14 protein-coding genes and 10 pseudogenes are annotated in these 26,681 nt (G+C 66.1%); 13 read left to right on the top strand and 11 right to left on the bottom strand.

Features of this window, described 5'->3' with window-relative positions:
- Positions 1-154: pseudogene (locus EHS43_RS47525) on the top strand (TetR family transcriptional regulator); the annotation flags it as partial.
- A gap of 166 nt (positions 155-320) precedes the next feature.
- Here the strand turns inward: EHS43_RS47525 and EHS43_RS08820 are convergent.
- Positions 321-754: pseudogene (locus tag EHS43_RS08820) on the bottom strand (DUF6283 family protein).
- Between the two features lie 102 nt (positions 755-856).
- Between EHS43_RS08820 and EHS43_RS08815 the strand changes: the two are divergent.
- Both EHS43_RS08815 and EHS43_RS08810 read left to right on the top strand, forming a co-directional pair.
- Positions 857-3,784 (top strand): BTAD domain-containing putative transcriptional regulator, encoded by a 2,928-nt coding sequence (locus EHS43_RS08815; protein WP_260470445.1) that lies wholly within the window; start codon positions 857-859, stop codon positions 3,782-3,784.
- 347 nt (positions 3,785-4,131) lie between these two features.
- The gene (locus tag EHS43_RS08810) at positions 4,132-4,719 is read left to right on the top strand and encodes an immunity 21 family protein (protein ID WP_125189968.1); all 588 of its coding nucleotides are present in this window, start codon (positions 4,132-4,134) and stop codon (positions 4,717-4,719) included.
- Positions 4,720-4,745: 26 nt separating this feature from the next.
- Here EHS43_RS08810 and EHS43_RS08805 read toward each other — a convergent pair.
- Positions 4,746-5,141: pseudogene (locus EHS43_RS08805) on the bottom strand (transposase); the annotation flags it as partial.
- Positions 5,142-5,354: 213 nt separating this feature from the next.
- On the opposite strand from EHS43_RS08805, the pseudogene EHS43_RS08800 reads away from it, so the two are divergent.
- Together EHS43_RS08800 and EHS43_RS08795 are read left to right on the top strand one after the other, a co-directional pair.
- Positions 5,355-6,190: pseudogene (locus tag EHS43_RS08800) on the top strand (IS5 family transposase).
- A 210-nt stretch (positions 6,191-6,400) separates the two neighbouring features.
- A pseudogene (locus EHS43_RS08795) lies at positions 6,401-7,659 on the top strand (IS110 family transposase).
- A gap of 33 nt (positions 7,660-7,692) precedes the next feature.
- On the opposite strand, the pseudogene EHS43_RS08790 reads toward EHS43_RS08795, so the two are convergent.
- Positions 7,693-8,064: pseudogene (locus EHS43_RS08790) on the bottom strand (transposase family protein); the annotation flags it as partial.
- A 47-nt stretch (positions 8,065-8,111) separates the two neighbouring features.
- Entirely contained in the window at positions 8,112-8,729 is a 618-nt protein-coding gene (locus EHS43_RS08785) for a TetR/AcrR family transcriptional regulator (RefSeq protein WP_125189967.1), read from the bottom strand.
- A 299-nt stretch (positions 8,730-9,028) separates the two neighbouring features.
- On the opposite strand from EHS43_RS08785, the gene EHS43_RS08775 reads away from it, so the two are divergent.
- Positions 9,029-11,209, top strand: a complete 2,181-nt coding sequence (locus EHS43_RS08775; protein ID WP_125189966.1) for a 2Fe-2S iron-sulfur cluster-binding protein — start codon at positions 9,029-9,031, stop codon at positions 11,207-11,209.
- Positions 11,210-11,318: 109 nt separating this feature from the next.
- Here EHS43_RS08775 and EHS43_RS48900 read toward each other — a convergent pair whose 3' ends face one another.
- A complete protein-coding gene (locus tag EHS43_RS48900) occupies positions 11,319-11,852 on the bottom strand; it encodes an ATP-binding protein (RefSeq protein ID WP_125189965.1) in 534 nt (177 codons plus the stop codon).
- Positions 11,853-12,216: 364 nt separating this feature from the next.
- On the opposite strand from EHS43_RS48900, the pseudogene EHS43_RS08765 reads away from it, so the two are divergent.
- A pseudogene (locus EHS43_RS08765) lies at positions 12,217-13,465 on the top strand (IS701 family transposase).
- A gap of 683 nt (positions 13,466-14,148) precedes the next feature.
- Here the strand turns inward: EHS43_RS08765 and EHS43_RS08760 are convergent.
- From EHS43_RS08760 to EHS43_RS08740, 5 genes are read right to left on the bottom strand one after another with little or no spacing between them, the layout of a single operon-like run.
- The gene (locus EHS43_RS08760; RefSeq protein ID WP_125189964.1) at positions 14,149-14,994 is read right to left on the bottom strand and encodes a DeoR/GlpR family DNA-binding transcription regulator; all 846 of its coding nucleotides are present in this window, start codon (positions 14,992-14,994) and stop codon (positions 14,149-14,151) included.
- Positions 14,995-14,997: 3 nt separating this feature from the next.
- Positions 14,998-15,792 carry an alpha/beta fold hydrolase gene (locus EHS43_RS08755; protein WP_125189963.1) on the bottom strand — a complete coding sequence of 265 codons (795 nt, stop codon included), beginning with the start codon at positions 15,790-15,792 and terminating at the stop codon, positions 14,998-15,000.
- A complete protein-coding gene (locus EHS43_RS08750) occupies positions 15,789-16,634 on the bottom strand; it encodes a sugar phosphate isomerase/epimerase (RefSeq protein ID WP_125189962.1) in 846 nt (281 codons plus the stop codon). Before EHS43_RS08750 ends, EHS43_RS08755 begins: the two co-directional genes overlap by 4 nt.
- Positions 16,631-17,671: a Gfo/Idh/MocA family protein gene (locus tag EHS43_RS08745; protein ID WP_185806168.1), complete on the bottom strand. Its 1,041-nt coding sequence runs from the start codon at positions 17,669-17,671 to the stop codon at positions 16,631-16,633. Before EHS43_RS08745 ends, EHS43_RS08750 begins: the two co-directional genes overlap by 4 nt.
- Before the next feature lie 56 nt (positions 17,672-17,727).
- Positions 17,728-18,675, bottom strand: a complete 948-nt coding sequence (locus tag EHS43_RS08740; protein ID WP_125189960.1) for an ROK family protein — start codon at positions 18,673-18,675, stop codon at positions 17,728-17,730.
- Positions 18,676-18,978: 303 nt separating this feature from the next.
- Between EHS43_RS08740 and EHS43_RS08735 the strand changes: the two genes are divergently transcribed.
- The 6 genes and pseudogenes from EHS43_RS08735 (at position 18,979) to EHS43_RS08710 (ending at position 26,346) form a co-directional block, all read left to right on the top strand.
- On the top strand, positions 18,979-19,623 hold the full coding sequence (locus EHS43_RS08735) for a ribulose-phosphate 3-epimerase (protein ID WP_148104028.1): 645 nt from the start codon (positions 18,979-18,981) through the stop codon (positions 19,621-19,623).
- 38 nt (positions 19,624-19,661) lie between these two features.
- On the top strand, positions 19,662-20,684 hold the full coding sequence (locus EHS43_RS08730; RefSeq protein ID WP_125189958.1) for a zinc-dependent alcohol dehydrogenase family protein: 1,023 nt from the start codon (positions 19,662-19,664) through the stop codon (positions 20,682-20,684).
- A gap of 95 nt (positions 20,685-20,779) precedes the next feature.
- Positions 20,780-22,024, top strand: coding sequence for an AGE family epimerase/isomerase (locus EHS43_RS08725; RefSeq protein WP_125189957.1), 1,245 nt, complete (start codon positions 20,780-20,782; stop codon positions 22,022-22,024).
- Between the two features lie 246 nt (positions 22,025-22,270).
- Positions 22,271-24,361: pseudogene (gene tkt / locus EHS43_RS08720) on the top strand (transketolase); the annotation flags it as partial.
- 37 nt (positions 24,362-24,398) lie between these two features.
- Positions 24,399-25,511 (top strand): annotated as a pseudogene (gene tal / locus EHS43_RS08715) (transaldolase); the annotation flags it as partial.
- A gap of 244 nt (positions 25,512-25,755) precedes the next feature.
- The gene (locus EHS43_RS08710) at positions 25,756-26,346 is read left to right on the top strand and encodes an HAD family phosphatase (protein WP_125189956.1); all 591 of its coding nucleotides are present in this window, start codon (positions 25,756-25,758) and stop codon (positions 26,344-26,346) included.
- A 215-nt stretch (positions 26,347-26,561) separates the two neighbouring features.
- Here the strand turns inward: EHS43_RS08710 and EHS43_RS08705 are convergent.
- Positions 26,562-26,681 (bottom strand): annotated as a pseudogene (locus EHS43_RS08705) (IS5/IS1182 family transposase); the annotation flags it as partial.

The raw sequence follows: 26,681 nt of genomic DNA, 5'->3' as shown, positions 1-26,681 counted from the left end.
CCGTGCCGCGTCCCGGCGTCTGGTGGCGTACTTGCTCCAGTCGTTCCGCGTCGAGGCGGCCCACGGAGCGCTGCCGGCGCCGAGCGCACTGTCGCTGCGCAGTCTTCCGCTCGCGGCCCACGGCTCCCAGGGACAGCGGTCCTCCGGAGACTGATACGAAGCGGTGCCTGCCGCGTGGCCGCCCTTCGGGTGACCGCGCCACCTTTCGCAACAGGCCCTACGAGCCGTTGCCACCCGCTACGACAAGCGCGGATACGTCTTCCTCGGCACCGTGACGGCCGCCGCCCTCCTCATCTGGCTTCGCTCGTGACCAAGAACCCCTACGGCACAAGGTCGTTGCGTGTCCGAGCGATCTTGTTGATCAGGTGGCGGGCCTTCTCATCCGGCGCATCGATGCCTGCCTCACCGTGAGCAGCGGCGTCACTGTCTGAAGGAAACAGGAGCACCGGCGACACGTACTCGACCACAGCCTGGTACGTGTCGGCGTCGATGCGGCCGTCGAGCACCGCCAGCCGCAGGGCCTGGAGTTCCTCACCCTCGTGCACCCAGCCCAGCCAGCACATACACGCTTCACAGCACTGTCGGCATCGGCCTGATGGCACTGGAACAACCCCGTGGGTTGATCAGGGGTGTCGGCGTCGTAGCGCCGGGGCTTCGCGTACTCCTCATTGGCCCAGATTCCCCTGGGCACATTGCGACGATATGGACAGCTCTCGCAGGGGCGCGGTGCAGGAGGGTGAAGTGACGAGGACATGCAGCGGGTATGGCCGAGGGGCCATGATCGGAGAGTCACTCCCTAGCAATGTCAGCCCGACAACTGAACGGAAAAGTCCGTAGACGTTGTTATCTTGATGAGGTGAACACGGCGTCTGAAATATCTGGACCTTTGTCCGACTCCTTGCGATTCGCTGTACTGGGTCCAGTCCGAGCATGGCATGGCGGACGGGAACTGGACCTCGGATCACCGCAGCAGCGCGCTGTACTGGTGACGTTGCTGTCGCGGCGAGGGCGTCTTGTCACGGTGGGCGAACTCGTCGACGCCATCTGGGGCGAGGAGCCCCCGACGGCGGCCATATCCGTCCTGCGCACCTATGTGTCCCGGTTGCGCAAGGTATTGGAACCTGGACGCGCTGCGGGAACTCCTCCGAGGGTGGTCCTCTCGGCCGCGGACGGATACCTGATCAATATTCCGGAGAGCGCCACGGACCTGGGCGTGTTCGAGGAGCGGTTCGCCGAAGCGCAAAGGCTTCGAGCCGCTGGCGAGGCGTCAGCCGCCAGCGCACTACTGCACACCGCACTCGAAGAGTGGGAAGGGACACCACTGGCAGGGCTACCCGGTCCGCTAGCCGAGGCTGAGCGCGCCCGCCTCCACGAGCAGCGACTGACCGTGCTCGAAACCCGACTGGAGCTTGATGTCCAACTCGGGCGCCACAACGAGGTCATCCCCGAATTGTCCGCGCTGACGAACGCGTACCCCCTGCGGGAGCAATTGTGCCAACTGTTTATGCTCGCGTTGTACCGATCTGGGCGCCAAGCCGAAGCACTGGCGGCCTACCAGCGGACAAGAAGCACCCTGGTGTCCGAGCTGGGCATCGAGCCCGGAGCTTCCCTCAGGGAAATGCACGGTCGCATACTGGCCGCTGACGGGACATTAGCCCCCTCACCAGCAAGTCGGGTCACCGACTCGCTGGAGGCCCCGGCCGACCTGCCCGACCGGCCCTCCCCCTCCGGGCTGGCCCCGGAGATAGCTCGCCCTGCACAGCTGCCCGCCGATCTCGGCACCTTCACCGGCCGTCGTGCAGAACTGGGGCAGGCACAAGCGCTGTTGCCGAAAGACGACACGTATCCGGCCACTGTGGTGATCAGTGTGATCGACGGCATGGCCGCCATCGGTAAGACCACACTGGCGGTGCACCTTGCCCATCGGGTCGCTCACCGTTTTCCCGACGGTCAACTCTTCATCAATTTGCGTGGTTTCGATCCCGTGGCTCCAATTGTGCCGCCGGGGGAAGCCATTCGAGCCTTCCTCGACGCCTTCGAGGTCCCAGCGCAGCGGATACCTATGGGGTTCGACGCCCAAGTCGCGCTGTACCGCAGCCTGCTCGCCCACCGACGGGTGTTGATTCTCCTCGACAATGCCAGGGACACCGACCAGGTACGGCCCCTGCTACCCGGTTCGCCCGGCTCTCTCGTCATCGTCACCAGCCGAAACGAGCTCACTGGCCTGGTCGCAGGCGACGGAGCACATCCACTGACGCTGAATCCGTTGACGTCCGCAGACGCTCATTCCTTTCTGGCCAAACGTCTCGGCATCGAGCGGCTTACGGCTGAACCAGAGGCGGCGCAAGAACTCATCGCATACAGCGCACGCCTGCCGCTGGCACTGGCCATTATCGCTGCCCGGGCCGCAGCCAACCCTGGTTTCTCTTTGAGCGCGATCGCCGAAGACTTGCGGGAGTGCCAGGGCAGCCTTGACGCCTTCGCTGGAGGCGACATCGCCACGGATGTGCGAGCTGTCTTCTCCTCTTCGTACAGTGCCCTGTCCGGCTCGGCTGCGCGCATGTTCCACCTGTTGGGCCTGCATTCCGGACCCGACATCTCTCTGCCGGCCGCGGCTAGCCTTGTCGGGCTTCCTCAGCGTGAGACGCGCGGCCTGCTCAAGGAACTCACCCGCGCCAACCTGCTCATGGAGCTCAGGCCCGGGCGGTACAGTCTGCACGACCTGCTTCGCGTCTACGCCGCTGAACGTGTCCATATTGAGGAGACATCTCAGGAGCGCGCCCTGGCCGTTGAGCGGCTCCTCAACTGGTATCTGCACACCGCAGACGCCACGTACTCTCACATCACGCCCCGCCGCCGCCGGATCCCTCTCGAGCCGAGGCCCGCCACCTGCCACCCCCTGGCATTTACCACGCACGAGCAGGCTTTGGACTGGTGCACAACCGAACGAGCCAATCTCGTCGCGGCCGTGCACCAGGCCGCCGCGTCCGGACACCCGGGCATCGCATGGCGGCTTCCCGCCCTGCTATGGGGGTTCTTCTATCTCCGCGGTCATACAGAGGACTGGGTCGACACCGCCCGGACGGGACTGTCCGCCGCTCAAAGGGCACAGGACCGCAAGGGCGAGGCTGAAGGCCACTTGGACCTGTCCGCCGCTCTGCGTGTCTCGGGAGATATTGATCAAGCCATAGCACATCTGCAGCAGGCAGTAGCCATTTACACCGAACTGGGCGATAAGTTGGGCAGGGCGGTCGCGGTGTCCAACCTGGGCGGCGTCTATATCGAGTCTGGTCAGCACGGCAAGGCTGTCGAGAACGTCCGCCGCGGGCTGGCCATATTCCGAATTCTCGGAAACACCTGGGCGGAGGGCATGGCCCTGAGCAACCTGGGTGACATCTACCAGAGGCTCGACCGGTTCGACGAGGCCATCGACTGCCTGGAGCAGGCACTGATCGTTCTGCGTGACAATAACAACCGTTGGATTGAAGGGGTCACACTCGGTAACCTCGGCACGGTACACCACCGGCTCCACCGTCATGACGATGCGGTGGAGACCTATCGGGCGGCTCTCGAGGCGCACCGCGATGTTGGCAATTGGTGGGGGCAAGGCCATACTCTCGGCCTACTCGGTGACACTTATATCGCCTCCGGCCGGCCGAAGGCCGCTCGCACCAGTTGGAGGCTGGCACTGGCGGTCCTCGAGGCCTTCGATCACCCAGAGGCCGGGGAGATTCGCGAGAAACTTGCCACTTTGAAGGACTCGCCGGAGAGCGAACAGCGGTGATCAGCCTGAACTCGCGCCAGTGGGAGAAGAAGGCGTAGCACGACTTCAAGAGGGGAAGTCCGCGAGCATCGCCCGCTGCAGGACATCATTCCGCAGTGCTCCGGTTCAGGCCGGGAGTGAAGCGAATCTTGAGGCTGCGACGCGGAGCGTTGCGGTCTCGTTCCGGCGGAGCCGGAACTTGCTCACGATGGTGACGGATCATTCGCATGTTCCCGATGACGACGTGGGTTCGACGTGCCTAAATGCTGTCCCGTAACCGCTGATTGCGGCAGGCGCTGGGCTGTTCCCTGTACTGAACGCCAATGAGCGGCGTGGGCGTTGTCAGTGGGCGAGGGCACACTGACGACATGAGCGCCTCTTCGTCCACCGCAGCCGACGCGTCCCACACCTCTCCTGTCTGGGTGGAGTCGATGGGCGGACCTTTGATCGTCATCCCCGCCTCTGCGCTGGCTGCATGGCACGGGTGCACGGAGACCGGGGTCATGGCGGGAGACGCCACCGCTTCAGACGACTACGACCGGGCCTGTGCGGTGGACGATCTAGCCGGTGTGATCACCGTTGGCGAGAACGGTGCGCAGGCACTGGTGCTGGCGGACGAGCCGGCCACCAGCTGCTACCTGCCCGAGCACCGCGCCTTCCTGCGGTGGCTTGCCGCCGACTCCGAGGCCGGGTTGAAGGCCGCAGCAGAGGCTGTCCTCGCCGACCCGGGCACCGAGTGGGAGGAGTGCGGCACGTGGGTGTCGGATGGTCCGGCCGTGCTCATGGACTCCGCCGAAGCAGGCTCCGAACTGGGCATCGAGTATCCCGGCGGTGGGATGCCCGCCCAGGCGCCCGTCCGGTTGCCCGCCGGCCGCTGGACGGTTCGGGCCACCCACACCAAGGCGGACGAGGAAAACTGGGTCGGCCTGGTCCACATCCTGCCGACCGAATCGTGAACGGGCAGTTGCTTCGATGGGTGCGGTCACGCGCGGCGCGCAAGGTTGTGAAGATGGGCAATGCCGAGCATCGCGTGGTGGACGCCCGCTCCTTTCAGTCGGCAGTCGCGGAGGATCGTCCAGGTCTTCATGCGTGCGAAGGCGTGCTCGACGCGAGCACGGACACGGCGGTGCGAGGCGTTGTGCTGCTGCTTTCATGCCGCAAGCTCCTCGCCTGGAACACGCCGGTGCGGGATGACCAGCCCGGTGCCGCGGTAGCCGCCGTCAGCGATGGTGGTGACCCGGCCGACCATCGCCTTTGCGCCTGATTCTTCCCATGCCTTGCAGTCGTTTCGGTGGCCGGGCACCGGTTGGCCGACGGCGACGACCAAGCTGCTTTCCGCGTCGAGAACGATCTGGTGTTTGGTGGAGTAGCGGTAGTTCTAATAGCTCATCGGTGAGCCTGAGCGCGTGAGCGCAAGGGCTGTCGAGCGAGGTGGAAGCCTGCCCCCGTTCCGGGATGAGATCCCCGTGGTCAGACCGGCTCTGCCTCGCGCCCGCCCTGCCGGGCGGAGACCTTCGGTAGTTCCGGGACCTTTGATCTCTTGTCTAAGGGGTCCTAACAGAAGTTGTTGATCATGTGACTTTCAGTCTTGGTGGTCGTTGGTCTGGTCGTGGGGAAACGTCAGTCGCGGCCGTGGATCGTGTCGGATGAACTGTGGTCGCTGATCGAGCCGTTGCTGCCCGAGCCGGCACCGAAGCTGGTCGAGGGCAGGCCGCGGGTGCCAGACCGGCAGGCATTGTGCGGGATCCTGTTCGTGCTGCATACCGGCATCCAGTGGGAGTACCTGCCCCAGGAGCTGGGCTTCGGCTCGGGTATGACGTGCTGGCGGCGCCTGGCCGCATGGAACGAAGCCGGCGTGTGGGACGAACTACACCTGGTGCTGCTGAGAAAGCTGCGGGCCGCGAAGCAGCTGGACTGGTCCCGGGCGGTGATCGACTCCTCCCACGTGCGGGCCGCTCGGCGAGGCCCAAAAGCGGACCCAGCCCGGTCGACCGCGCACGGCCGGGCAGCAAGCACCACGTCGTCACCGACGCCCAGGGCATCCCGCTCGCGGTGTCGCTGACCGGCGGAAACCGCAACGACGTCACACAGCTCCTGCCCCTGATCGACAAGATCCCGGCCGTAGCAGGCGTCGTCGGTCGACCCAGACGCCGCCCCGATGCCCTGCTCGCCGACCGCGCCTACGACCACGACAAGTACCGCCGCCTGCTCTGGCAGCGCGGCATCCGCCCGGTCATCGCCGAACGAGGCGTGGAACACGGCTCCGGCCTGGGCATTTTCCGCTGGGTGGTAGAGCGCACGATCGCCTGGCTGCACGGCTTCCGACGACTGCGGATCCGCTGGGAGCGACGCGACGACATCCACGAGGCCTTCCTCGGCCTCGCCACCTGTCTCATCACCCACCGGCACGTCCAACGCCTTTGTTAGGACCTCTAAGACCGGTCCCACCCGGCAGGAGCGGGGTTTCATGTCGCCAGCCCGCCGGCAGGGGCCGACCTCTCAACAGTTCGCGAGCCCAGAGCTCTCCAGCAGACCGAGGTCCCTGCCCGTCGCTGGAGACACGAACGGCTCATGAGATGGCGTGCCCCGAGCACTTCTATTAGAGCGCCGCGTGCTCCGCCCGGGAAATGAACGTGCATGACGAGACCGGAGGTAGAGAGGTTGAGCGCGATCTTCTGCGGCATCGACTGGGCGGAGGGGCACCATGACATAGCCCTCGTCGACCAGGACGGCAGCCAGTTGGCCAAGTTGCGGATCAGCGACGACAGCGCTGGCTTCCACGCCCTGCTGGAATTGCTGGCCCGGCATGGCGACAGCGTCGAGGATTTGATCCCGGTCGCCATCGAGACTCCGCGTGGGCTGCTGGTTGCCGCGCTGCGAGCCACCGGCCGAGCGGTCTATTCGATCAACCCCTTGGCCGCCGCCCGCTACCGCGACCGCGGCAGTGTCTCCAGGGCCAAGTCCGATGCCGCTGACGCGCGGGTACTGGCCAACATTCTCCGTACCGACCGGCACGCCCATCGCCCGCTGCCCGCAGACAGCGAAGCCGGGCAAGCCGTTGCCGTCCTCGCCCGCGCACAGCAGGACGCGGTCTGGGATCGACAGCAGATGGTCAACCGACTCCGCTCCCACCTGCGCGAGTACTACCCGGCCGCCCTCACCGCCTTCCACGGATCAGGCAAGCTGGGACTCGACTCCGCACACGCACGCGCGGTTCTTGCGGCCGCCCCACCCCGGCCTCTGCGGCCAGACTCACCCGCAGCCAGTTGCGCGCGCTCCTCACACGGGCGGGTCGCCTGCGCCGCGGCATTGATACGGAGGTCGAGAGGCTCCGGGAGATCTTCCGCGCGGAGCATCTCCACCAGCTGCCCCTGGTCGAAGAGGCCATGGGGCGGCAGGCATCAGCACTCATCCAGCAGGTCAATGCTGCGTGCAGCAGTGTCACCGACCTCGCGGCGGCGACAGAGGAAGCCTTCCTCGCGCACCCGGACGCCGACATCATCATCAGCTTCCCGGGGCTCTCCGTGCTGTCCGGGGCCCGAGTACTGGCCGAGATCGGTGACGACCGCTCCCGGTTCGCGGACGCGAGGGCAGTCAAGGCATACGCCGGCGCGGCACCCGTGACACGCGCTTCGGGCCGTAGCCATGTCGTCGTGGCCCGGACCGTCAAGAACCAACGACTCGCCGGTGTTGGTTACATGTGGGCCTTTGCCACGCTCCGCACTGAGGCTCCGCGCGCCCATTACGACAGGCGACGAGCCGGCGGAGAACGCCACACCGCCGCACTGCGGAACCTGTTCAACAAGCTCCTGGGCTGCCTCTACTACTGCCTGCAAAACCGAACGACATACGACCCCGAGCGAGCCTTCCCAGCCCCTTTGACCCTCGCCGCCTGAGCGCGGACTTGACCTCTGAACGACATGAGATGTCTTGGACTGTTGGGCAATGGTGCGGTCGCGGGTGGGCACCAATGTGCCGTCCACGATAAGAACGGCGCCCCTGCGAAACCGTTGGCGCTGCTTGAGCGCGAGCAGCGGGCCGGTACAGCGGACGATCCGAGCGGCCGCAGACTTCGACACTCCGAACAGCGGGGCTAACTGCCGCAGCGTCAGGTTGGTGCGCCAGTACGCGACCACGAGCAGCACCCGGTCCTCCAGCGGCAGTGACCAGGGCCGCCCCGGGCGAGACCCACCCGCTTCCTCTCGACGCAGCGCCCTGACCAACGCACCGAAGGACCGAGGAGACAGTCCCGTGAACGGAGCTATCCAAGACGGATCGGACGCCGTGATCACACCAGCCACACCAAGATCGTCCCACGCGTGACCAGCGGTTACGGGACAGCCTTTAGCTAGTCGCCGCGCAGGTATCGAGTGATCATGGCGACCAGTTCCGTCTCCAGCCTTTCGACCTGGTTGGGGTGCGGGGTTGCCAAGAGTTTATGGGTGTTCATCTCGACGGTTCCCACGATGAGTTCTGCGGCCATGTCGAGATCCTGCACCCGGACATCCGGATGACGGGCAAACACCTCGCGTACCTGCCGCACCCGGGCTCTGCCGTGGCGGTCAATCGCTTCGATCAGGTCACTGGAGACCGGCGCTTCCTCAATCATGATCCGCAGGAGCTTCGGGTCATCACGATGGTGGTCGATCGCGTCGCGGACCAGGGACCGGACGGCTTCTTTCAAGCTGCAGGTAGTCATGTCCAGCTCCTCGGCTCCTGTCCACGCGCCGCGGTCGATGTGCCGGACCAGCAGCTCGGCGAGGATGGCGTCCTTGTTCGGGAAGTACTGGTACAGCGAGCCAATGGACATCCGGGCCCGTTCGGCGATCCGGTTGGTGGTGCCAGCTGCGTATCCGTACTCGGCGAAAACGTGAGCAGCCGCGGTGAGGATGCGCTCGCGGGTGAGTTCGGCGCGTACCTGTCGAGGCTTGCGACGTGGGGTGAGGCGGCGGTCGGCGGGGGGCATCCGTTCTTCCTCCTGGCTGGCGAAAAGCGAGTAGCAAATAGCTGAGCCTTTGCTCAGAATAGTGCCATGAGCTGCGAAAACGCGAGGACCCAAAGTCTGGGACTGTGGCGGTCATCCCCCGGGTGTACCTCCCCCGCAAGCGCAGGGTGATCACTTTGGAGGTACGGCGACGTCAGCCGTCTCCTCCGGCTTCACCACCGTCACCCTGAGTGCCCTGGCATACGGCACCGCGTTCCGGTGGGTGCTGACCAGGCTGTCCGACCTTTCTTCCCGGCAGCTCCCGGCTGAAAAGGAATCTCATGCACCACACCTTCGAGCCGGGCACGATGCACCGGCTGACTTCCGTGGACGAGGTCGAGGCGGTCGTCGGCCGCCCGGCAGCGATGATCATGAAGAAGCAAATCAGCGTCCTGGACGCAGGGTGCCGCGACGTCCTCGCCCACAGTTCGGTCGCGGCCTTCGGCCATCAGGACGCCGACGGCTTAGTCCGCACCACGTTCGTCGGTGGCACGCCCGGATTCGCGCGCGTCCATTCCCCGCAGCGATTCTCTTTCCCCGTTCCTGGGGCGAGCGTCGCATCCGGCCCGGTCTCGCTGTTCTTTCTGCTGCCCGGTGTGGGTGAGGTGCTGCGTGTCAACGGCACCGCATCCGCCCTCAAGGGTGGGGAGGCGGCCGTGGACGTCGCCGAGGCGTACGTGCACTGCGCGCAGGCTGTCATCCGCTCCGGCCTGTGGGAGCCGCCACCTGCGTCCCCCGTCGCGGAGCTGATGCCTGACCAGGGGCCCTTGGCCGGCCCGGGTGTCAGCGACTTCCTGGCCGCCTCGCCCTTCCTGGCTCTGTCCACCTGGGACGCGGAAGGCGGCAGTGACACCAGTCCGCGTGGGGAGCGGCAGACGGTGGCCCGAATCCTGAACGGCCGCACCCTGGTGCTGGCCGACCGTAAGGGCAACAAACGCGCGGACACCCTGAACAACCTGCTGCAGGACGACCGGGTCGCCCTGGCCGCCCTCGTCCCCGGCCGCAGCGGTGTCCTGCACATCCACGGGCGCGCTGCGATCACCGACGACGCGGCGCTGCTGAAGAACTTGGCATTGCGCGGCCTGCCGCCGCACCTCGCCGTCCTCATCGACGTGGAGTATGCGGAGGTCCGCAGCAACGATGCTGTTTCCCGTGCCCGCCTGTGGAACCCTGACGCACGATCCGGCCGGGACTCGGCACCTGACATGATGGCCCTGGGCAGCGCCCATCTGGCCGCTGGCGCTGCCGAGTCTGGGCGCGCCTCGGCACGGCTGATCAAGGTCGTCACCGCCATTCCGTACATGAGCTGGCTGATGCGGAAAGCGGTGGACCGTGCCTACGTTTCCGGGCTACGCAATGAGGGCTACGTCGATGTTCGCGTCCCCGCCGTGGCGCGCCGCGGCGAAACGCATCACGGTGAGGTGACGGAGAGCCCGCTGCGGCCTGTGCGCATCTGCGAGATACGGCAGGAGACGCCGTCCACCCGCACCCTGGTACTCGAGGACACAGCCGACGAGGCCAAGCCATTCGACTTTCACCCCGGGCAGTTCTTTACCCTGGTCACAAACATCGCGGGCCAGCCGGTACGGCGTGCCTACTCGGCCTCCTCGGCGCCGGGCGCGACCCGGCTGGAACTCACGGTCAAGCACGTTGAGGGCGGGCAGTTCTCCACGCACGCCCACCGTGACCTGCATTGCGGGGACCGGCTCGCGGTACGCGGCCCCTCCGGTATCTTCCACGCCCCAGCGCAGGTCCCTGAACAGCTGGTGCTCATCGCGGCCGGCAGCGGCATCACGCCCATGATGAGCATGATCCGCACCTGCCTGTCCGATCCTGCATCGGCCGGCAGGATCGATCTGCTGTACAGCAGCCGAAGCCCCGAAGAGGTCATCTTCGGGGATGAGTTGACTCGCATGGAAAAGGACCATCCAGATCGGCTGGCAGTCTCCCATGTCCTCACGAGCCGCGATGGCCGACTCGGGGCCGAAAGCGTACGCCGATGGGTGACCGGCCTACCGCTGAGAGACACCGCACATCACTTCGTCTGCGGCCCCGAAGCACTCATTGACACCGTGCAGGACGTCCTGCAACAACTCGGCGTGCCGGAGGAGCACATGCACCAAGAACGCTTCAGTGGCGGCGTCGCCGCCACGACCGCGGCGGCACCGCAGGAGATGAGAGTCGAAAGGGACGGGAACTTCGTCGGAACGGCCGTGGTCGAACCCGGCCAGACCTTGCTCGATGCCGGTCTCGCCGCAGGGCTGCCCATGCCGTACTCCTGCACGGTTGGCAGTTGTGGCGAATGCATGGTGCGCGTGCGCAGCGGAGAGGTCACGCAACCCGAACACTCCTGCCTCACCCGCAAGCAGAAGACGGAGAGTCATGTGCTGGCATGTGTCGGCTGCCCGCTGTCCAACGTGACCCTTGATATCGCCGATTCGACGCCTCCCGACCGGCGCTGAGGGGACGAGGGGCGCTGCTTGGAGGCTGCAGGCTCCGGCTGCGTGATGGCACCGAGCCCTCCGGGCACCATTAGTCGGATGAGGCTTCGCCCTCGAACACTCCAGGCCTTCAGCCTGTACCCGCAGGTGGCACGGCAAGACAGACCCGGACCCGGTGCCACCAAGCATGTCGTTGGACTTCAACTTTCGAGGCCAGGGAGTCGATGATCAAAAATCCGCGGCCGTGTTCGTCCGGAGATTCATTGAAGGATGCGGGCGCCTCCCGACGATCCCCCCGGTCCTGCATGGTCACCTCGAGTACTCCCGGACCAAGCACCACGGCGAGTGTCATGTCAGCGCGTCCGTGCTGAGCAGCATTGGCTGCCAGTTCACCCACGACCAGGCTGGCCATATCGACAACGCTGCCATCCAGGCGCCACTGCAGCAGAGTCGAGGTCACGCGCCTTCGAGTATCGGATGCCCAGGCTGATGCTTGTTCGAACGTGGCACAACGTCCGTGCCACGTCGCATGCGAAGCGGGCTGAGCGATTGCGCTCTGTTCGGACCTCGACTCTCGAGATGCATTAAAAGAGAGAGTGCGCCAGCCCTGGGCAAGAAATTTGGCGGGAGCGAGTGAGGAGGAGAGCGCGGCTTGCGAGTACATGGTGAGGCCCTGAGAACGTGTGCCAGGAGAGCAGATACTGTCAGCGATCGGACGGAACGACCCGTGCTTAGTTCATACTCGATCTCCGTATGCTTTCGTTCTGTTACCATAAATGGCATAGAGCGAGTCAATGCAAAGATAGTCGGGTTGAATCGAGCCTGCAAGGCTGTTCTGTGCGAAGTGGGGCAGAGCTCCTCAGCCCCCTGTGAACCAGACCGCTGCAGCGCTCTCGGCAAAGACGGACAGGTGCCTACCAGCCGCCCGACCGTCAATGACCATGGCTAGTAGGGCTTGGTCATCTTCGTTTGTGTATGCGTGTCCGCTGCTCTACGAGTGTCGTTGGAATGGCGTGACACCTGAGGAGATGGCCGGGGTCCGGGAGGACCTGGAGGCGTTCGCGGCGGAGTTGTTCGACGGGTTCTTCCGTGTGGATCAGCGGCGTTGGGGGCAGGCGTATGTGCGCGGACTGCTTTTGGACGGGCGGCGTAAGTCGGTGGAGCCGATGGCGGCCCGTCTGGGTGAGGACGGTAACCGTCAGGCGCTGGCGCACTTCATCACCTCCAGTCCGTGGGATCCGGCCCATGTGCGGGCCCGGCTGGCCTGGAGGATGCAGGAGGCGATCGGGACGGAGGCGTTGATCGTCGATGGCACCGGCTTCTTGAAGGACGGGGACGCCTCGGTGTGTGTGTCGCGGCAGTACACCGGCACGGCGGGCAAGGTCACCAAATGCCAGGTCGGGGTGTCGCTGCACCTGGCCACCGATCATGCCTCGGCCGCGGTGAACTGGCGGCTGTTCATGCCCGCGTCCTGGGATCCGGCCTCGCCGGAAGCGGATGCGGACAAGGTCGCCCGCCGCAGCCGCTGCGGCATTCCCGACCGGGTGGGGCATGTGGAGAAGTGGCAGCTGGCCCTGGACATGATCGACGAGAGCAGGTCGTGGGGCATCGACATTCCCCTGGTCGTCGCGGACGCCGGTTACGGAGATGCCGCCGCCTTCCGCCACGGCCTGGAAGAACGCAACCTGCCCTACGCGGTGGGCATTTCCTCCCGCCACACCGCCCATCCAGCCGGCGCCCGGCCCGTCCAGCCCGCTTACGCGGGCACCGGCCGGCCACCGCATGCAGTATCCCGAGCCTGCGCAGAGCGTGAAAGACCTGGTCATCGCGGCCGGGCGGGCGGCAGCGAGGCCGGTGTCCTGGAGGGAAGGCTCCCGGCCCGGCAAGTCGATCAGCGGATTCAAGCGCATGTACTCGCGGTTCGTGGCCCTGCGCATCCGCCCGGCCGGACGCGGCGTCCGCAAGACCAGCGACGGTCCTGATCTGCCCGAACGCTGGCTGCTGGCCGAATGGCCCGCCACCGAACCCGAACCCGTGCAGTTCTGGCTCTCCAGCCTGCCCTCCGGGATGCCGCTGGCCACGCTGGTGCGGCTGGCCAAGCTGCGCTGGCGCATCGAGCACGACTACCGCGAGATGAAACAGGCCCTGGGACTGGCCCACTTCGAAGGCCGCACCTGGAACGGCTGGCACCACCACGTCACCCTCGTCTCCGCCGCCCACGCCTTCTGCACCCTGCAACGACTGCCACGAGACCCAAAAGACGTAGTGCAGGTCTGAGCCTCTACCAAGTGGTCCGCGAACTCCAGACCCTCCTCGCCACCTGGACCGGCGCTTGCCCCACCTGCCACCGCGACATACCCACACCACTACGAACCTGACCAAACCCTACTAGGAACTGCTTCAATGCAGCCCGACCACCCCGCGACCACGCGCGAAACGCCTGCCGGGTGGTCGATCCCCCGCATCAGGATCGGGGCGTGAGCCGAGTGATACATTGATCGGCTACGACGCGGTAGCCCAACAGCCCGTTTCTCTTGACCACCCGGCCCTGACGTCAGTGCCCGCACAGTAATCCGACAGTCAAGGAGATTGAGCAACGAACACGAAGGTCCTGGCCGACTTTGGCATGGGATCCGTCCGGGGTGGGAAGCGGTCGATGCCAAAGGGGCAGGAGGTACCAGACTGCCGTGTTGCCACGGCTCAGCAGTGGATCTCTCACCCTGGCAAGCACATGTAGGTTTCGCCATCGGGCCGTACATGGGCCTGTCCCTGGGCCGAGTTAATTTCGCCCGCCACATCGTCAGCGATTCCGCAACGTCCAGTGGGACGGGGTGGTGGAGGTGCAGCAGACAAGGCGGTCGTGCGTGTGCGGGTACGGATCACAAATGCAGGGCCGGCGCACAGACATACCACCTGTGCGCCGGCCCGGTGTGCCGCAGCGTGCACGCCGCTCAGAGGCGTCAGATGCGGGCACTATTTGCCGTGATGAGATCGATACCTGCCGTCTTACACAGCTCGGTCAGGTAGTCGCTGGGTTGGTCGGTGACGATCGCTCCTACGGCTTCGATGTCGCATACCTTGGCGAAGTCCACTGCGCCGAGTTTGGTGTGGTCCATGACGACGATGACGCGGCGTGCCCGGTCGACGACGGCCTTTTTTACCTGGGCTTCGCCGAGGTCGGCGACGGTGAAGCCTTGTTCGGACAGGCCGGTGACCCCGATGAATGCCACGTTAACGGTGAAGTTGTCGAGGTCGGAGAGGGTGAGTGGGCCGACGAAGCAGCCTCCGGTGGGGCGGTAGGTTCCGCCGAGGACGGTGTGCCTGATACCGGCCCGGTCAGCCAGGGTCTGGGCGACGCTGAGTGCGTTGGTGAGCACGTTGACGTTGCGCGGTGTGCGGGTGGTGGTTTCGGCGAGGAGTTCGGCGATGCGCAGGACGGTGCTGCCGCCGTCCAGGAAGACAGCGTCGCCGTCGCCGATGAGATCCAGGCAGACGCGTGCGATCTTTGTCTTGGCCTCGGTGTTGCGGCTGACCCGGGCGGGTAGGTCCGGCTCGAAGGCCGGGCGGATGGCCATGACGCCGCCGTGGGTGCGGTGCAGCAAATTCTGGCGGGCCAGATCCGCCACGTCTTTGCGGACGGTCGGCTCGGTCACGCCGAGGAGTTCGGCGAGTTCGCTGTTGCGGATGCGGCCGCGCTCGCCCAGCAGCTGCAGGATACGGGCATGCCGTTCTTCGGCGAACGCGGCCGGCCTGCTCTCCGGCGTCCCGACGCGTTGCCCGTCTGCGTTCTTCCGGTGTGATGGCATGAGTCAGACGTCCTGTACGAAGTCTCGAATCGCGCACGCGACCTGTGTGTAATGATGCTCAGGCGCATCATAGCGAGGCGAAACGATTTCCAGAGGTGCTGCAAGATCTTCGGCCACCCGCTCGGCGACGGACAGCGGGTGTACCGGATCTTTCTCGCTGCCGATGACTAGTCTGGCGACGTCGGGGGTGGCGGGCCGGACGGGAGCAGAAGCCGGGATCGCGGTCAGGCGCTGGGCCCGTTCCACGGCTTTCGGGGCATCGAACTGGCCCAGGAGTGCATCGGCCGCCGCAGTTGAAGAGGCTGCGATGCTCGCGTAGTGCTCGCTGTTCCGAAAGCGCACCTTCCCCTTGGCCGGCCCGTCTCTGCGCAGCAGTTGAGTGATGTGAGGGAAGGCGAACAGCCCCGCGGGGTGGGATTGCCAGCACCAGGCCGGGCGGATGAGGACCAGGCCACGGATGGCAACTTTGCCTCGCGCGAGGAGCTGGGTGGCGATGCCAGCTCCCATGGAGATGCCGACCACGACGAGCGGCTGCTCCGGAGCGACGTCGCTGATCACCTCTTCAACATCGGCAGCCATCTGGGAAAATGTAAGCAGTTCCTCGCGTTCATCAAGGGTCGTTGCACCATGCGCCCGCAGGTCGGGGGCCAGCACTTGGCACCGGCTGCGCACAGTGGCATCGGCCAACGACAGGGGCTGATTGCGGTCTGCCCCAAGGCCGTGCAGAAGCAACAGGGGCTGGTCCCCGTTGCCGGTGATGTCGAAGGCGAGTCTCTCCCGGGCGGGTCGCCTGCTCATGCCTGCATCCGGTGCTTGCTGGCGTGAGTCTGCAGGAACGCATGGACCCGCGGGGCATCCTCAGCGACTAGGTCCTGGGCGATGACCGGAACCGGCCGAGGCAGGGTAGCGTGCAGTCGCATCACCAGGTCATAGTCCAGGCTGCCGTGTCCGGGGGCGGCGTATCCAAAGGCCACCACGTCTTTGGCGTGGACAGCAGCTGTGTGACTGCCGAGGGCAGCGAACGCGACGCCTAGGATGCGTTCCTGATTCGCTGCGGTGTCGACGGTGAGTAGGTTGGCCGGATCCAAGACGATGGCGAGGTGCCGTGCGTCGTCTCCCAGTTGCTGGAGCAGGAGTGCGGCGGCGGCGGCATCGCGAATCACGTTGCCGGGCTCGGGTTCGATGCCGAGCCGGACGCCAGCAGCGTCGGCGGTCGGGAGGAGGGCATCGAGGGTGGCACGCAGATCGGCCCAGGCCTGCTTGCTGGTGTTGTCGGTGTGAGCGCGCCACATGTTGATCGGATCTCGGGTCCCGGTGCACAAGGTGACCACTTCGGCACCGATGTCGGGTGCACACCGGATGACGTTGAGGCATGCCTCAACGGCTTGCTGACGGGCTGATTCGTCGGGGTCGATCGCGTTGAAGGTGCCCGACAATCCCCAGATCCGTACGCCTGCTGCGGTGAACGCGGCTGCGATGCCCTGGGCGTCTTGGGAGGTGAGCGTGGTGTCCAGCGTGGGGCGTTGCACGGCGGACAGGTTCAATTGGGTGGCGGTGAATCCGGCTGCGCGGATTGCTGTGGCGACCGTGCGGGGTGGCCCGCTGGGGAAGACGCGGGCGAAGACGCCGAGTTCGGTCACAGGGTCACCTTCGTTCCGCCCCGGGCGACCGAGTCGGCCACGGCGTTGATGAGCTTGACGGCGGCGACGCCGTCCTCGGCGCTGGGGCTGTCGGGCAGGTCGTTGCGGATGGCCAGGGCGAAGGCCTCGATCTGCCGCTCATAAGCGTTGGAGTCTCCGAAGACGGCGCGCTCGCTGGTCGCGCTGGCCTCGTCGAACACCTCCACGTCACTGGCCTTTAGGGTGAAGGGGAAGTGGGTACGCAGTTTCACGTAGCCGTTCTCGCCGTATACGTCGGCGCCCTCGGACCACTCCGCGTGTACGTTCGCAGTGATCTCAAAGTGCGCCAGCCCTCCCTCGGCCAGGTTTGCCAGGCCGTGCCACGTCAGGTCGTTGTCGGCACGGGCCATCTGCGCGGACAAGCCGGTCGGATCACCCAACAGGTAGCGCATGCCGTCCAGGACATGGGCACCGTGCGTCGTCAGCAGGTACTGCTCGCGATTGGCCTTGAACGTGGCCTCGTGCGCGCGCACGCCCTGGTCGACCACCAGCGCGGGAAACAGCGTGGCCTCGGTGGAGGGCCGCAAGCCCGCCATCACCCGGTACCACACGGTCGCCGACAGTATGCGCCCGATCTTGTTCTGGATGGCGTGCGCGGCATGCTGTACACCCGGGTCGTAGCGCTTCATCGCCCCGACCTGCAGATGCAGACCGCTCTCAACCGCGAGCTGCTGGAGTTGTTCGGCCTCTTCCACCGTGCCGGCCAGCGGCTTCTCGACCAGTACGTGCTTGCCGGCGTGCAGGGCCTGGGAGGCGAGCGGCAGATGCAGGCGGTCAGGCACGGCCACGATCACCGCTTCGACGGCGTCGTCGTCCAGCATCTCCTCGACGCTGGTGTAACCGGGCGCCTCGTAGCGGGCTGAGACCCGCCGCGCGAGCAGTTCAGACGGGTCGCACAGGCCCACAAGCCGTGCGCCTTCTGCTCGCGCCAGCGCGGGCAGATGCGCTGCCTGCGCGATCCGGCCGGCTCCGATGACACCAATTCCAACAACGGACACAAGAACTCCTTCAAGGCTGTTCAGGCCGCTGGTGCGGCCGGGATGTGAGGGGGAGGTCACTGCGTGGATGCGGCGAGGCTTGCCGCACCCAGTACTCCGGCCTGATTGCCGGCACCCGCAATGCGGACGTCGGGCAGGGGAAGGACGGGGCCGAGTGGTGCGGTGTCTTTGAGTGCGGACACCACGGCCTGCTGCAGGACAGGGCCCATGGCACTGGCACCACCGCCGAGCACGAGCGTGTGATGGTCGACCACGCGGGAAATCACGGCCGATGCCGCAGCGATCGCTTGGGCTGCGTCCGCCACGATGGCCAGCGCCGCCTTGTCGCCCTGCCGTGCGGCGGTCGCGACGTCATGACCGCGCAGTTGTGCCGGGACGTTGCCGCACAGCCTGGCCAGCAGCGATGCCTTGACAGGAGCCTCGATAACCGCTCGACGGGCGCGGTTCAACATGGCCTTGCCACTGGCGTACACGGCCAGGCAGCCGCGGTTGCCGCAGACACAGCGTGGGCCGTCGGTGCGCACTTGCAGGTGGCCCAGTTCGCCCGCCACCCCGAAGGCTCCGGTCAGCAGGTGGCCGTTGGTGATGACACCGCCTCCCACGTCGGTGCCGAGCGTCAGCATCACGAATGCTCCGTGTTGGGGACGCCCCGCCAGGATGTACTCACCCCAGGCAGCACTGTTGGCGTCGTTGTGCACGACCGTTTCCAGCCCGGTGAGCTCGGCGAGGTCTTGGCGCAGCTTGCGGTCGTTCCAGCCCAGGCTGGCTGCGGCGACCACGCTCTCGCGGTCGGGGCTTAGCCAAGCGGCCATCGCCACCCCGAGCTTCGGCGGCACGAACCTGTCATCGCGCAGGTGACCGACAGTCTCCGCGATGGTGTTCAGCAGCTTGTCGTAGTCAAGGCTCGGCAGAGGACGTTCGGTGTAGTCGTACAGCTCACCGCTGCTGCTCAACCCGCCGATGGCCAGCTTCGTGCCTCCGACATCGACGCCTATCGCACGCATCTCATCGCCTCATCACTAGGTAGGGGCCCCTTCGAAACAAAACGAGTCTGTCCGTGGCAAGGAGGTCGACGCAAGGGGCGGCTCGGCCTGTGCGCTTTGCCATGGGCCCGCTGAAGGAATAAGCCCAGGTGGAGGGCTATTGAGACTCTCGGCTGCCCGTCCGGGTGGCGGCTCCGCGACCTGATCTCGTACTGCACGATAGCATCGTAGCTCGTTTTCTTTCGAATTGGCTCTTTACAGATCGGAAACGAAGAGGCATCGTCAGTGCGTCCCCGGTTTCCAACCAGCATTGGAGTCCTGACAGTGAAGGCGTACGTCTCCCTTTGGTCAGCCGACCTGCTCGATGTGGGAAGGGCCATGGACCAGGTGGCCAGCGTCGCTGACGGGTTTCACATCGACGTCTTCGACGGCCACAACGTCGACGAGTTGCTGTTCGGTCCTGACTTCGTCTCTGCCGTCCGCGCCCGCACCGGGCTCGTTCTGGACGTGCACCTCAACGTGATGGACCCCGATCGCTGGGCACGGCGCTTCATCGACGTCGGCGCCGATATGATCACCGTCCAGTCCGGGGCGTGCCCGGATGTCCACCGCACGCTCGGTTCAATCCGCGAAGCCGGTGTCCAGGCCTCTTTGGGTGTCGAAACGCACGAGGCGGTGGCGAACGCGGCCGCTCTTGCAGCTGAGGTCGACCGATTCCTGCTGATGGGCACTGCGATTGGCATCAAGGGCGTCTCCCAGGACCCCGCGACCCCCCAGCGGGTCTCGGACCTGCGACGCCACGCCAAGGCCGTGCAACAGGACCGGCCCATCTTCGTCGACGGCGGCATTCGCGCCGAGACCATTGAGTTTCTTGCCGCGGCTGGCACTGACGGCGTCATTCCGGGCTCCCTCGTCTACGGCGCACCGGATCCTGCCGCCGCCATCCGGTACCTGCACTCCCTGCGGTAGCAGCGCTTCTTCCCACCACGCACAGAGATGAGAACGACGTGAAGGCAGTCGTCTACGACGCACCCGGCAGTTTCACCGTCCGGGAGATCCCCACACCGCAGGCCGGACCGGGAGAGATCCGCCTGCGCGTGCTCCAAACCGGCGTGTGCGGAACCGACCTCCACCTGCATGACGGACAGTTCATGGCGGCGTTCCCCCTCATCCCCGGCCATGAGGTGGTCGGGGAGATTGACCAGATCGGCGAGGGTGTCGACGAATTCACCCTCGGCGAGCAGGCCACCATCAATCCGAACTCAAGCTGCGGCCAATGCTCCTATTGCCGGGCCGGGCGGCCTCTGATGTGTACCAGCCTGACCGGCATGGGGTCGAACTTGCCTGGAGCGTTCGCGGAATATGTCACCGCGCCCGCAGCTCAGGTGTTCTCCACTGAGGGGATGCATCCCGACACCGCAGTCTTCGTCGAACCCACCTCCTGCGTCATGCACGGCGTCGACGTGCTGCGCCCCGTTTCCGGATCGAGCGCCCTGGTCTTCGGCGCCGGCCCCACCGGCCAGCTGCTAGCCCAGTTGGTCGCTGCCAGCGGCGCAGCTCACGTCACCGTGGCCGCGCCCACGGCCTTCAAACTCGACACTGCTCGCGCCTTGGGGGCTGATGAGACGTTCGTGATGAACCGTGCGGATCTGCAGGGCGATGCCGTAAAACTGCGCGAGATGTCGGGGGGCGACGGCTACGACATCGTCATCGACGCCACGGGCAGCGCTGATGTATGCGCTGTGTGCCTCCCGCTGACCCGCAACGGCGGCACAGCGCTCTTCTACGGCGTCACGGACGAGAGCGACCTAGTACAGGTCTCGCCCTATGACATCTTCCGACGCGAGCTGACCATCAAGGGCTCGTTCGCCGAGATCGCCTCTTTCCCGGCAGCCATCGCTGCCTTGCGCTCTGGACGGGCCCGGACCAACGGGGTCATCACTCACCGCTACCGGCTCGAGGACTACGGCAAGGCGCTGGAGACCCTGCGGAATGACAAGACGGCACACAAGATCGTCATCACCCCGTGAGAGCACTCAACCTGGACCCACTCCGCGCCTCCCTGCACGCCGCCAGCGCGCTATGGGGGCCTGTCCCCACCAACCACACCAGCACGGAACCCGCTATGAACACCTCCCATCAGCCGCCCAGTCGTGTACATGACGCCGACTGGCTGGCAGTCGAGGCGAGCCGCCTTATCGATTTCGCCGCAGGCTCCATTGATCCGACCGGCGGCTTTGCCTGGCTCGACAGCAACGGGCGCCCTGACACCGAGCTGCCGGTGTATGCCTGGATCACGTGTCGCATGACCCACATCTTTGCCCTCGGCCAGTTGCTGGGGCACCCCACTTCCTGCGGTCAGTTCGTGGAACACGGTGTGACGGCACTTAGCGGCCAGTTGCGCGACCCGGAGTACGACGGTTGGTTCGACGCCGTACACAACCAGCAGCCGGTGAGCACCGACAAGAGTGCCTATACGCACGCTTTCGTGGTGCTGGCGGCCAGCAGCGCCGCGGCGGCCGGTACACCTGGGGCCGATGCTCTGCTCGATGAAGCGCTTCGTATCTTCGAGGGACGCTTCTGGGACGAAGACGAGGGCCTGGTCATCGACACCTGGGACCGGGCGTGGTCAACCATAGATCCCTATCGGGGTGTCAATGCCAACATGCATGCCGTCGAGGCGATGCTCGCCGCGGCCGACGTGACGGGTGATGAGACCTGGCGCCGACGTGCACTGTCCATCGTGGAACGGGTCATCCACGGTTTCGCGCGCGCACATGACTGGCTCCTGCCGGAGCACTTCAACGCTGCCTGGGAACCCCAGTTGGACTACAACATCCAGCATCCTGGCGACCAGTTCAGACCCTATGGCGTGACTATCGGGCATCTGCTCGAATGGGCGCGTCTTTGCCTTCACCTACGCGCATCCCTGGGCGCCAGCGCACTCTCCTGGCTCCTGGACGATGCCGTTGCTCTGTTCAACACGGCGGTGGCATACGGTTGGGAGGCGGACGGAGCACCCGGTTTCGTCTACACCATCGACTGGGATAAGAGCCCTGTGATCAGGTCACGGCTCCATTGGGTGGTCGCAGAGGCGATCGGTGCAGCTGCGGCACTGCACAGCGTCACGAATGGCACGGAATACCAGAACTGGTATCACCGGTGGTGGGAGCATGCCGAGGCGTTCATGGACCGGGCTCACGGATCCTGGTATCACGAACTTGACGCCGATCTGCGGCCCGCAAGCACCGTCTGGCAGGGCAAACCCGACGTCTATCACGCTTTGCAGACCACGCTGATTCCTCGTCTGCCACTGGCCCCCGCTCTCGCCACAGCCCTGCGTGGCAAGTTGCTCGACGCAACCCCATGAACCGCTGGGGCATCGGTCCGGTGATCCCACCGGAGGCACCCGCGAATGCTGAACTGTCCCTTGGCAGGTTTACCCCGTGCCGGCGAGCGAGCATCAACGGCGGCTCTGGCTCCATGTGCCGATCCCCAGCCATTTCCTTCATCTGCGGCAGCCGGAACCGGCGGGGTTTCCCCCGCCGCTCGCGCTGCGACCTTGTGTCTATGCACCGTCGGCCTCCGGGACGGCTGCCACCCCAGGAGCTATGCCATGAGGGCCGCACAGCCCACAACAACCAAGCCGACCACCACAGACCTCGAGTGGACCGAGTTGGACCAGCGGGCCGTCGACACCGCCCGCGTCCTGGCCGCCGACGCCGTACAGAAGGTCGGAAACGGCCATCCGGGTACGGCGATGAGCCTGGCTCCCGCCGCCTACACCCTCTTCCAGAAGGTGATGCGGCACGACCCGGCCGACCCCGACTGGGTCGGGCGCGACCGCTTCGTGCTGTCCGCCGGCCACTCGTCCCTGACCCTCTACACCCAGCTCTACCTGGCCGGTTTCGGCCTGGAGCTGGACGACCTCAAGGCGTTCCGCACCTGGGGCTCCAAGACCCCGGGGCACCCGGAGTACGGCCACACCAAGGGCGTGGAGACCACCACCGGGCCCCTCGGCCAGGGTGTCGCCAACGCGGTGGGCATGGCGATGGCCGCCCGCTACGAGCGCGGTCTGTTCGACCCGGAGGCCCCCGAGGGCACCTCCCCCTTCGACCACTTCGTCTTCGCCATCGCCGGTGACGGCTGCCTCCAGGAGGGCATCTCCGCCGAGGCGTCCTCGATGGCCGGCCACCAGAAGCTCGGCAACCTCATCCTGCTGTGGGACGACAACCACATCTCGATCGAGGGCGACACCGAGACGGCCGTCTCCGAGGACACCGTCAAGCGCTACGAGGCGTACGGCTGGCATGTCCAGCGTGTCGAGCCGCAGGCCAACGGCGACCTCGACCCGGTCGCGATCTTCGAGGCGATCCAGAAGGCGAAGGCCGTCACCGACAGGCCGTCCTTCATCGCGATGCGCTCGATCATCGCCTGGCCCGCCCCGAACGCCCAGAACACCGAGGCCGCGCACGGCTCGGCGCTCGGTGACGACGAGGTCGCGGCGACCAAGCGGGTGCTGGGCTTCGACCCGGAGCAGTCCTTCGAGGTCTCCGACGAGGTCATCGGCCACACCCGCGGCGCGCTGGAGCGGGGCACCGAGGCGAAGGCCGAGTGTCCTTCCAGCTGTGGTGGGACAACACCCTCAAGCGTGCCGCGGAGTTCGACCGCATCAGCAAGGGCGAGCTGCCGACCGGCTGGGAGGAGAAGCTCCCGGTCCGCGAGCCTGGCAAGGGCGTCGCCAGCCGCGCCGTGTCCAGCAAGGTGCTTCAGGCGCTCGGCGCGGTCGTCCCGGCGCTGTGGGGCGGCTCGGCCGACCTGGCCGGCTCCAACAACACGTCGATCGACAATACGTCGTCGTTCCTGCCGACGGACCCGCTTGCCGGAGGCGGACCCGTACGGCCGCACGATCCACTTCGGCATCCGCGAGCACTCGATGGCCGCGGAGATGGGCGGCATTGCGCTGCACGGCAACACCCGTATCTACGGCGGTACGCCTGGTGTTCTCCGATTACATGCGCAACGCCGTCCGGCTCTCGGTGTTGATGCACCTGCCGGTGAGGTACGTGTGGACGCACGACTCCATCGGTCTCGGCGAGGACGGCCCGACCCACCAGCCGGTCGAGCACCTGGCCTCGCTGCGCGCGATCCCCGGCCTGAACGTGGTCCGCCCGGCGGACGCCAACGAGACCGCGATCGCCTGGCGCGAGATCCTGCGGCGCTGGACCAAGGAGTTCGGCAAGGGCGCCCCGCACGGCCTCGCGCTGACCCGCCAGGGCGTGCCGACGTACGAGGGCAACGAGGACGCGGTCAAGGGCGGTTACGTCCTGTTCGAGGCGTCGGGCGGCTCCCCCGAGGTCATCCTCATCGCCACCGGCTCCGAGGTGCACGTGGCCGTCGAGGTGCGCGAGCGGCTCCAGGCCGACGGCGTGCCGACGTGGGTCGTGTCCATGCCCTCGGTGGAGTGGTTCGAGGAGCGGGACCAGGGGTACCGGGACAGCGTTCTGCCGCCGCCCGCCAGGCACGGGTGGCGGTCGAGGCGGGTATCGGTCTGACCTGGCACAAGTACGTCGGGGACGCCGGCCGCATCGTTTCCCTGGAGCCCTTCGGTGCTTCCGCGGACGGCAAGGTCCTTTTCCGGGAGCACGGCTTCACTGCCGAGAACGTGGCCGCCAAGGCGTTGGAATCCCTCGCCGTGGCTCAGCGCCGACGCTCATATACGAGACGTAGGAGTTTGATTTTCCATGACAGACGCACTCAAGCGCCTCTCCGAGGAAGGCGTGGCGATCTGGCTGGACGACCTGTCGCGCAAGCGGATCACGTCCGGCAACCTCGCCGAGCTGATCGACCAGCAGCACGTCGTGGGCGTCACCACCAACCCGTCGATCTTCCAGAAGGCGATCTCCGAGGGCGACGGCTACGACCAGCAGCTGTCCGACCTCGCCGCCCGCAAGGTCACGGTCGAAGAGGCCATCCGCATGATCACCACGGCGGACGTCCGCGACGCCGCCGACATCCTGCGCCCGGTCTTCGACGCGACGGGCGGCCAGGACGGCCGGGTGTCCATCGAGGTCGACCCGCGCCTGGCGCACAACGAGAAGGCGACCGTCGCCGAGGCCAAGCAGCTCGCCTGGCTGGTCGACCGTCCCAACACGCTCATCAAGATCCCCGCCACCCTCGCGGGCATCCCGGCCATCACCGACGTGATCGGCCTCGGGATCAGCGTCAACGTCACGCTGATCTTCTCGCTGGAGCGCTACCGCGAGGTCATGGACGCCTACTTGGCCGGCCTGGAGAGGGCCAAGGAGCGGGGTCTGGACCTGTCGAAGATCCACTCCGTGGCGTCCTTCTTCGTGTCCCGCGTGGACACCGAGATCGACAAGCGCATCGACGCGCTGGGCACCGACGAGGCCAAGGCCGCCCGCGGCAAGGCCGGCGTGGCCAACGCCCGCCTCGCCTACCAGGCGTACGAGGAGGTCTTCTCCGGAGAGCGCTGGGCGAAGCTGGAGAACGCCGGTGCCAACAAGCAGCGTCCGCTGTGGGCCTCGACCGGCGTCAAGGACAAGGCCTACAAGGCGACCCTGTACGTCGACGAGCTGGTGGCGCCCAACACGGTGAACACCATGCCGGAGGCCACGCTGCAGGCGATCGAGCAGAGTGGCGAGATCCGCGGCAACGCGGTCGCCGGCACGTACGAGCAGGCCCGCGCCGACCTCGACGCCGTCGAGAAGCTCGGGATCTCGTACGACGAGGTCGTACAGCTGCTGGAGGACGAGGGCGTCGAGAAGTTCGAGGCGTCCTGGAACGACCTGCTCAAGTCGACCGAGGCGGAGCTCCAGCGCCTCGCACCCTCGAAGGATGCCTCCCGAGCACTGCAGCCTAGGCAAGTGGGCGGCAGCCGCACCGGTCTGTCTACCGACCTTGTCCGCTGTAAGGCATGCGGCAGACATCCTGAATCCGCCGGTCAAACCACAGCCACGGCCCCTCCGGGCCTTCAGCGCGTGCGGGGGAGACGGCGCAGCTGGCGATGATCGTCATGTTTATTGGGGACACAAAATGTCGGCAGCTGTAGATCCGCCCACCGGCAAGGAGCCTCGCCTGATGCACGACGGTCTCTCTCCCCGCGGGGCAACCTGCCTTCTCTTCGACTGGGACGGCACACTCGTGGACAGTCAGACGGCGAACTATCGCGCCATGGCTAAGGCTCTCGCCACTGAAGGGATCGACCTGGAGCAGCAGTGGTTCGACGGTCGCACCGGCCTCTCTTCAGCTGAGATGATCGCGAGCTTCGTCAGCGAACGCTCCCTGCGGCTGGCCCGGCCCATCCCCGAACTTGTCGCCGAACGCGACAGGCATTTCCTGAGCATCGCGCACACGGTTCGCCCTCACCCATGCATCCGTGACGTTGTCGACTACGCCGCGGGAAGGATCCCCATGGCCATCGCTTCGGGCAGCACCCGGTCCATGATCGAGGCGACGCTGCCCCATCAGCCCTTCCACGACGCCTTCGACCTCATCATCACGCGAGACGACGTGGCACGAGGCAAGCCTGCGCCGGACATCTTTCTGACCGCAGCCAGACGCCTACGCGTCGCCCCCCGCGACTGCCTGGTATACGAGGACAGCGACGAAGGCATCGCCGCAGCTGAGGCTGCAGCGATGCCTGCAATCGATATTCGCCCTTACCGTTGACCGGAAGACCAAAATCAATCTTCCCGCCCCCTCCACCTTGAGCAGGGCTTGCTGGCAAGCCGGCCGTGTACGACCGACTCGCGTCGTGGGTAGCGGTACCAAGGGCGCACTGCCGTTGCCCCTGAGAATCGCCAGGCTCAAACATGTACAGCCTTGGTCTCTGTCGGCGACGGCTGAAAAGTGGACCAGTGGCGACGCTTGGGTTCTAAGAGGTCCTAACAAAGGCGTTGGACGTGCCGGTGGGTGATGAGACAGGTGGCGAGGCCGAGGAAGGCCTCGTGGATGTCGTCGCGTCGCTCCCAGCGGATCCGCAGTCGTCGGAAGCCGTGCAGCCA

Source organism: Streptomyces sp. RP5T, assembly GCF_003933965.1.
In the GTDB taxonomy this organism is placed as follows: domain Bacteria; phylum Actinomycetota; class Actinomycetes; order Streptomycetales; family Streptomycetaceae; genus Streptomyces.
This window is presented reverse-complemented; position numbering and strand designations above follow the sequence as displayed.

Bases quoted from the DNA above. Each gene is read 5' to 3' on its own strand.
- EHS43_RS08810 (WP_125189968.1), top strand. From the start codon at position 4,132: ATGAGCGCCTCTTCGTCCACCGCAGCCGACGCGTCCCACACCTCTCCT.
- EHS43_RS08785 (WP_125189967.1), bottom strand. From the start codon at position 8,729: ATGCCCCCCGCCGACCGCCGCCTCACCCCACGTCGCAAGCCTCGACAG.
- EHS43_RS08775 (WP_125189966.1), top strand. From the start codon at position 9,029: ATGCACCACACCTTCGAGCCGGGCACGATGCACCGGCTGACTTCCGTG.
- EHS43_RS48900 (WP_125189965.1), bottom strand. From the start codon at position 11,852: ATGTACTCGCAAGCCGCGCTCTCCTCCTCACTCGCTCCCGCCAAATTT.
- EHS43_RS08760 (WP_125189964.1), bottom strand. From the start codon at position 14,994: ATGCCATCACACCGGAAGAACGCAGACGGGCAACGCGTCGGGACGCCG.
- EHS43_RS08755 (WP_125189963.1), bottom strand. From the start codon at position 15,792: ATGAGCAGGCGACCCGCCCGGGAGAGACTCGCCTTCGACATCACCGGC.
- EHS43_RS08740 (WP_125189960.1), bottom strand. From the start codon at position 18,675: ATGCGTGCGATAGGCGTCGATGTCGGAGGCACGAAGCTGGCCATCGGC.
- EHS43_RS08725 (WP_125189957.1), top strand. From the start codon at position 20,780: ATGAACACCTCCCATCAGCCGCCCAGTCGTGTACATGACGCCGACTGG.
- EHS43_RS08710 (WP_125189956.1), top strand. From the start codon at position 25,756: ATGCACGACGGTCTCTCTCCCCGCGGGGCAACCTGCCTTCTCTTCGAC.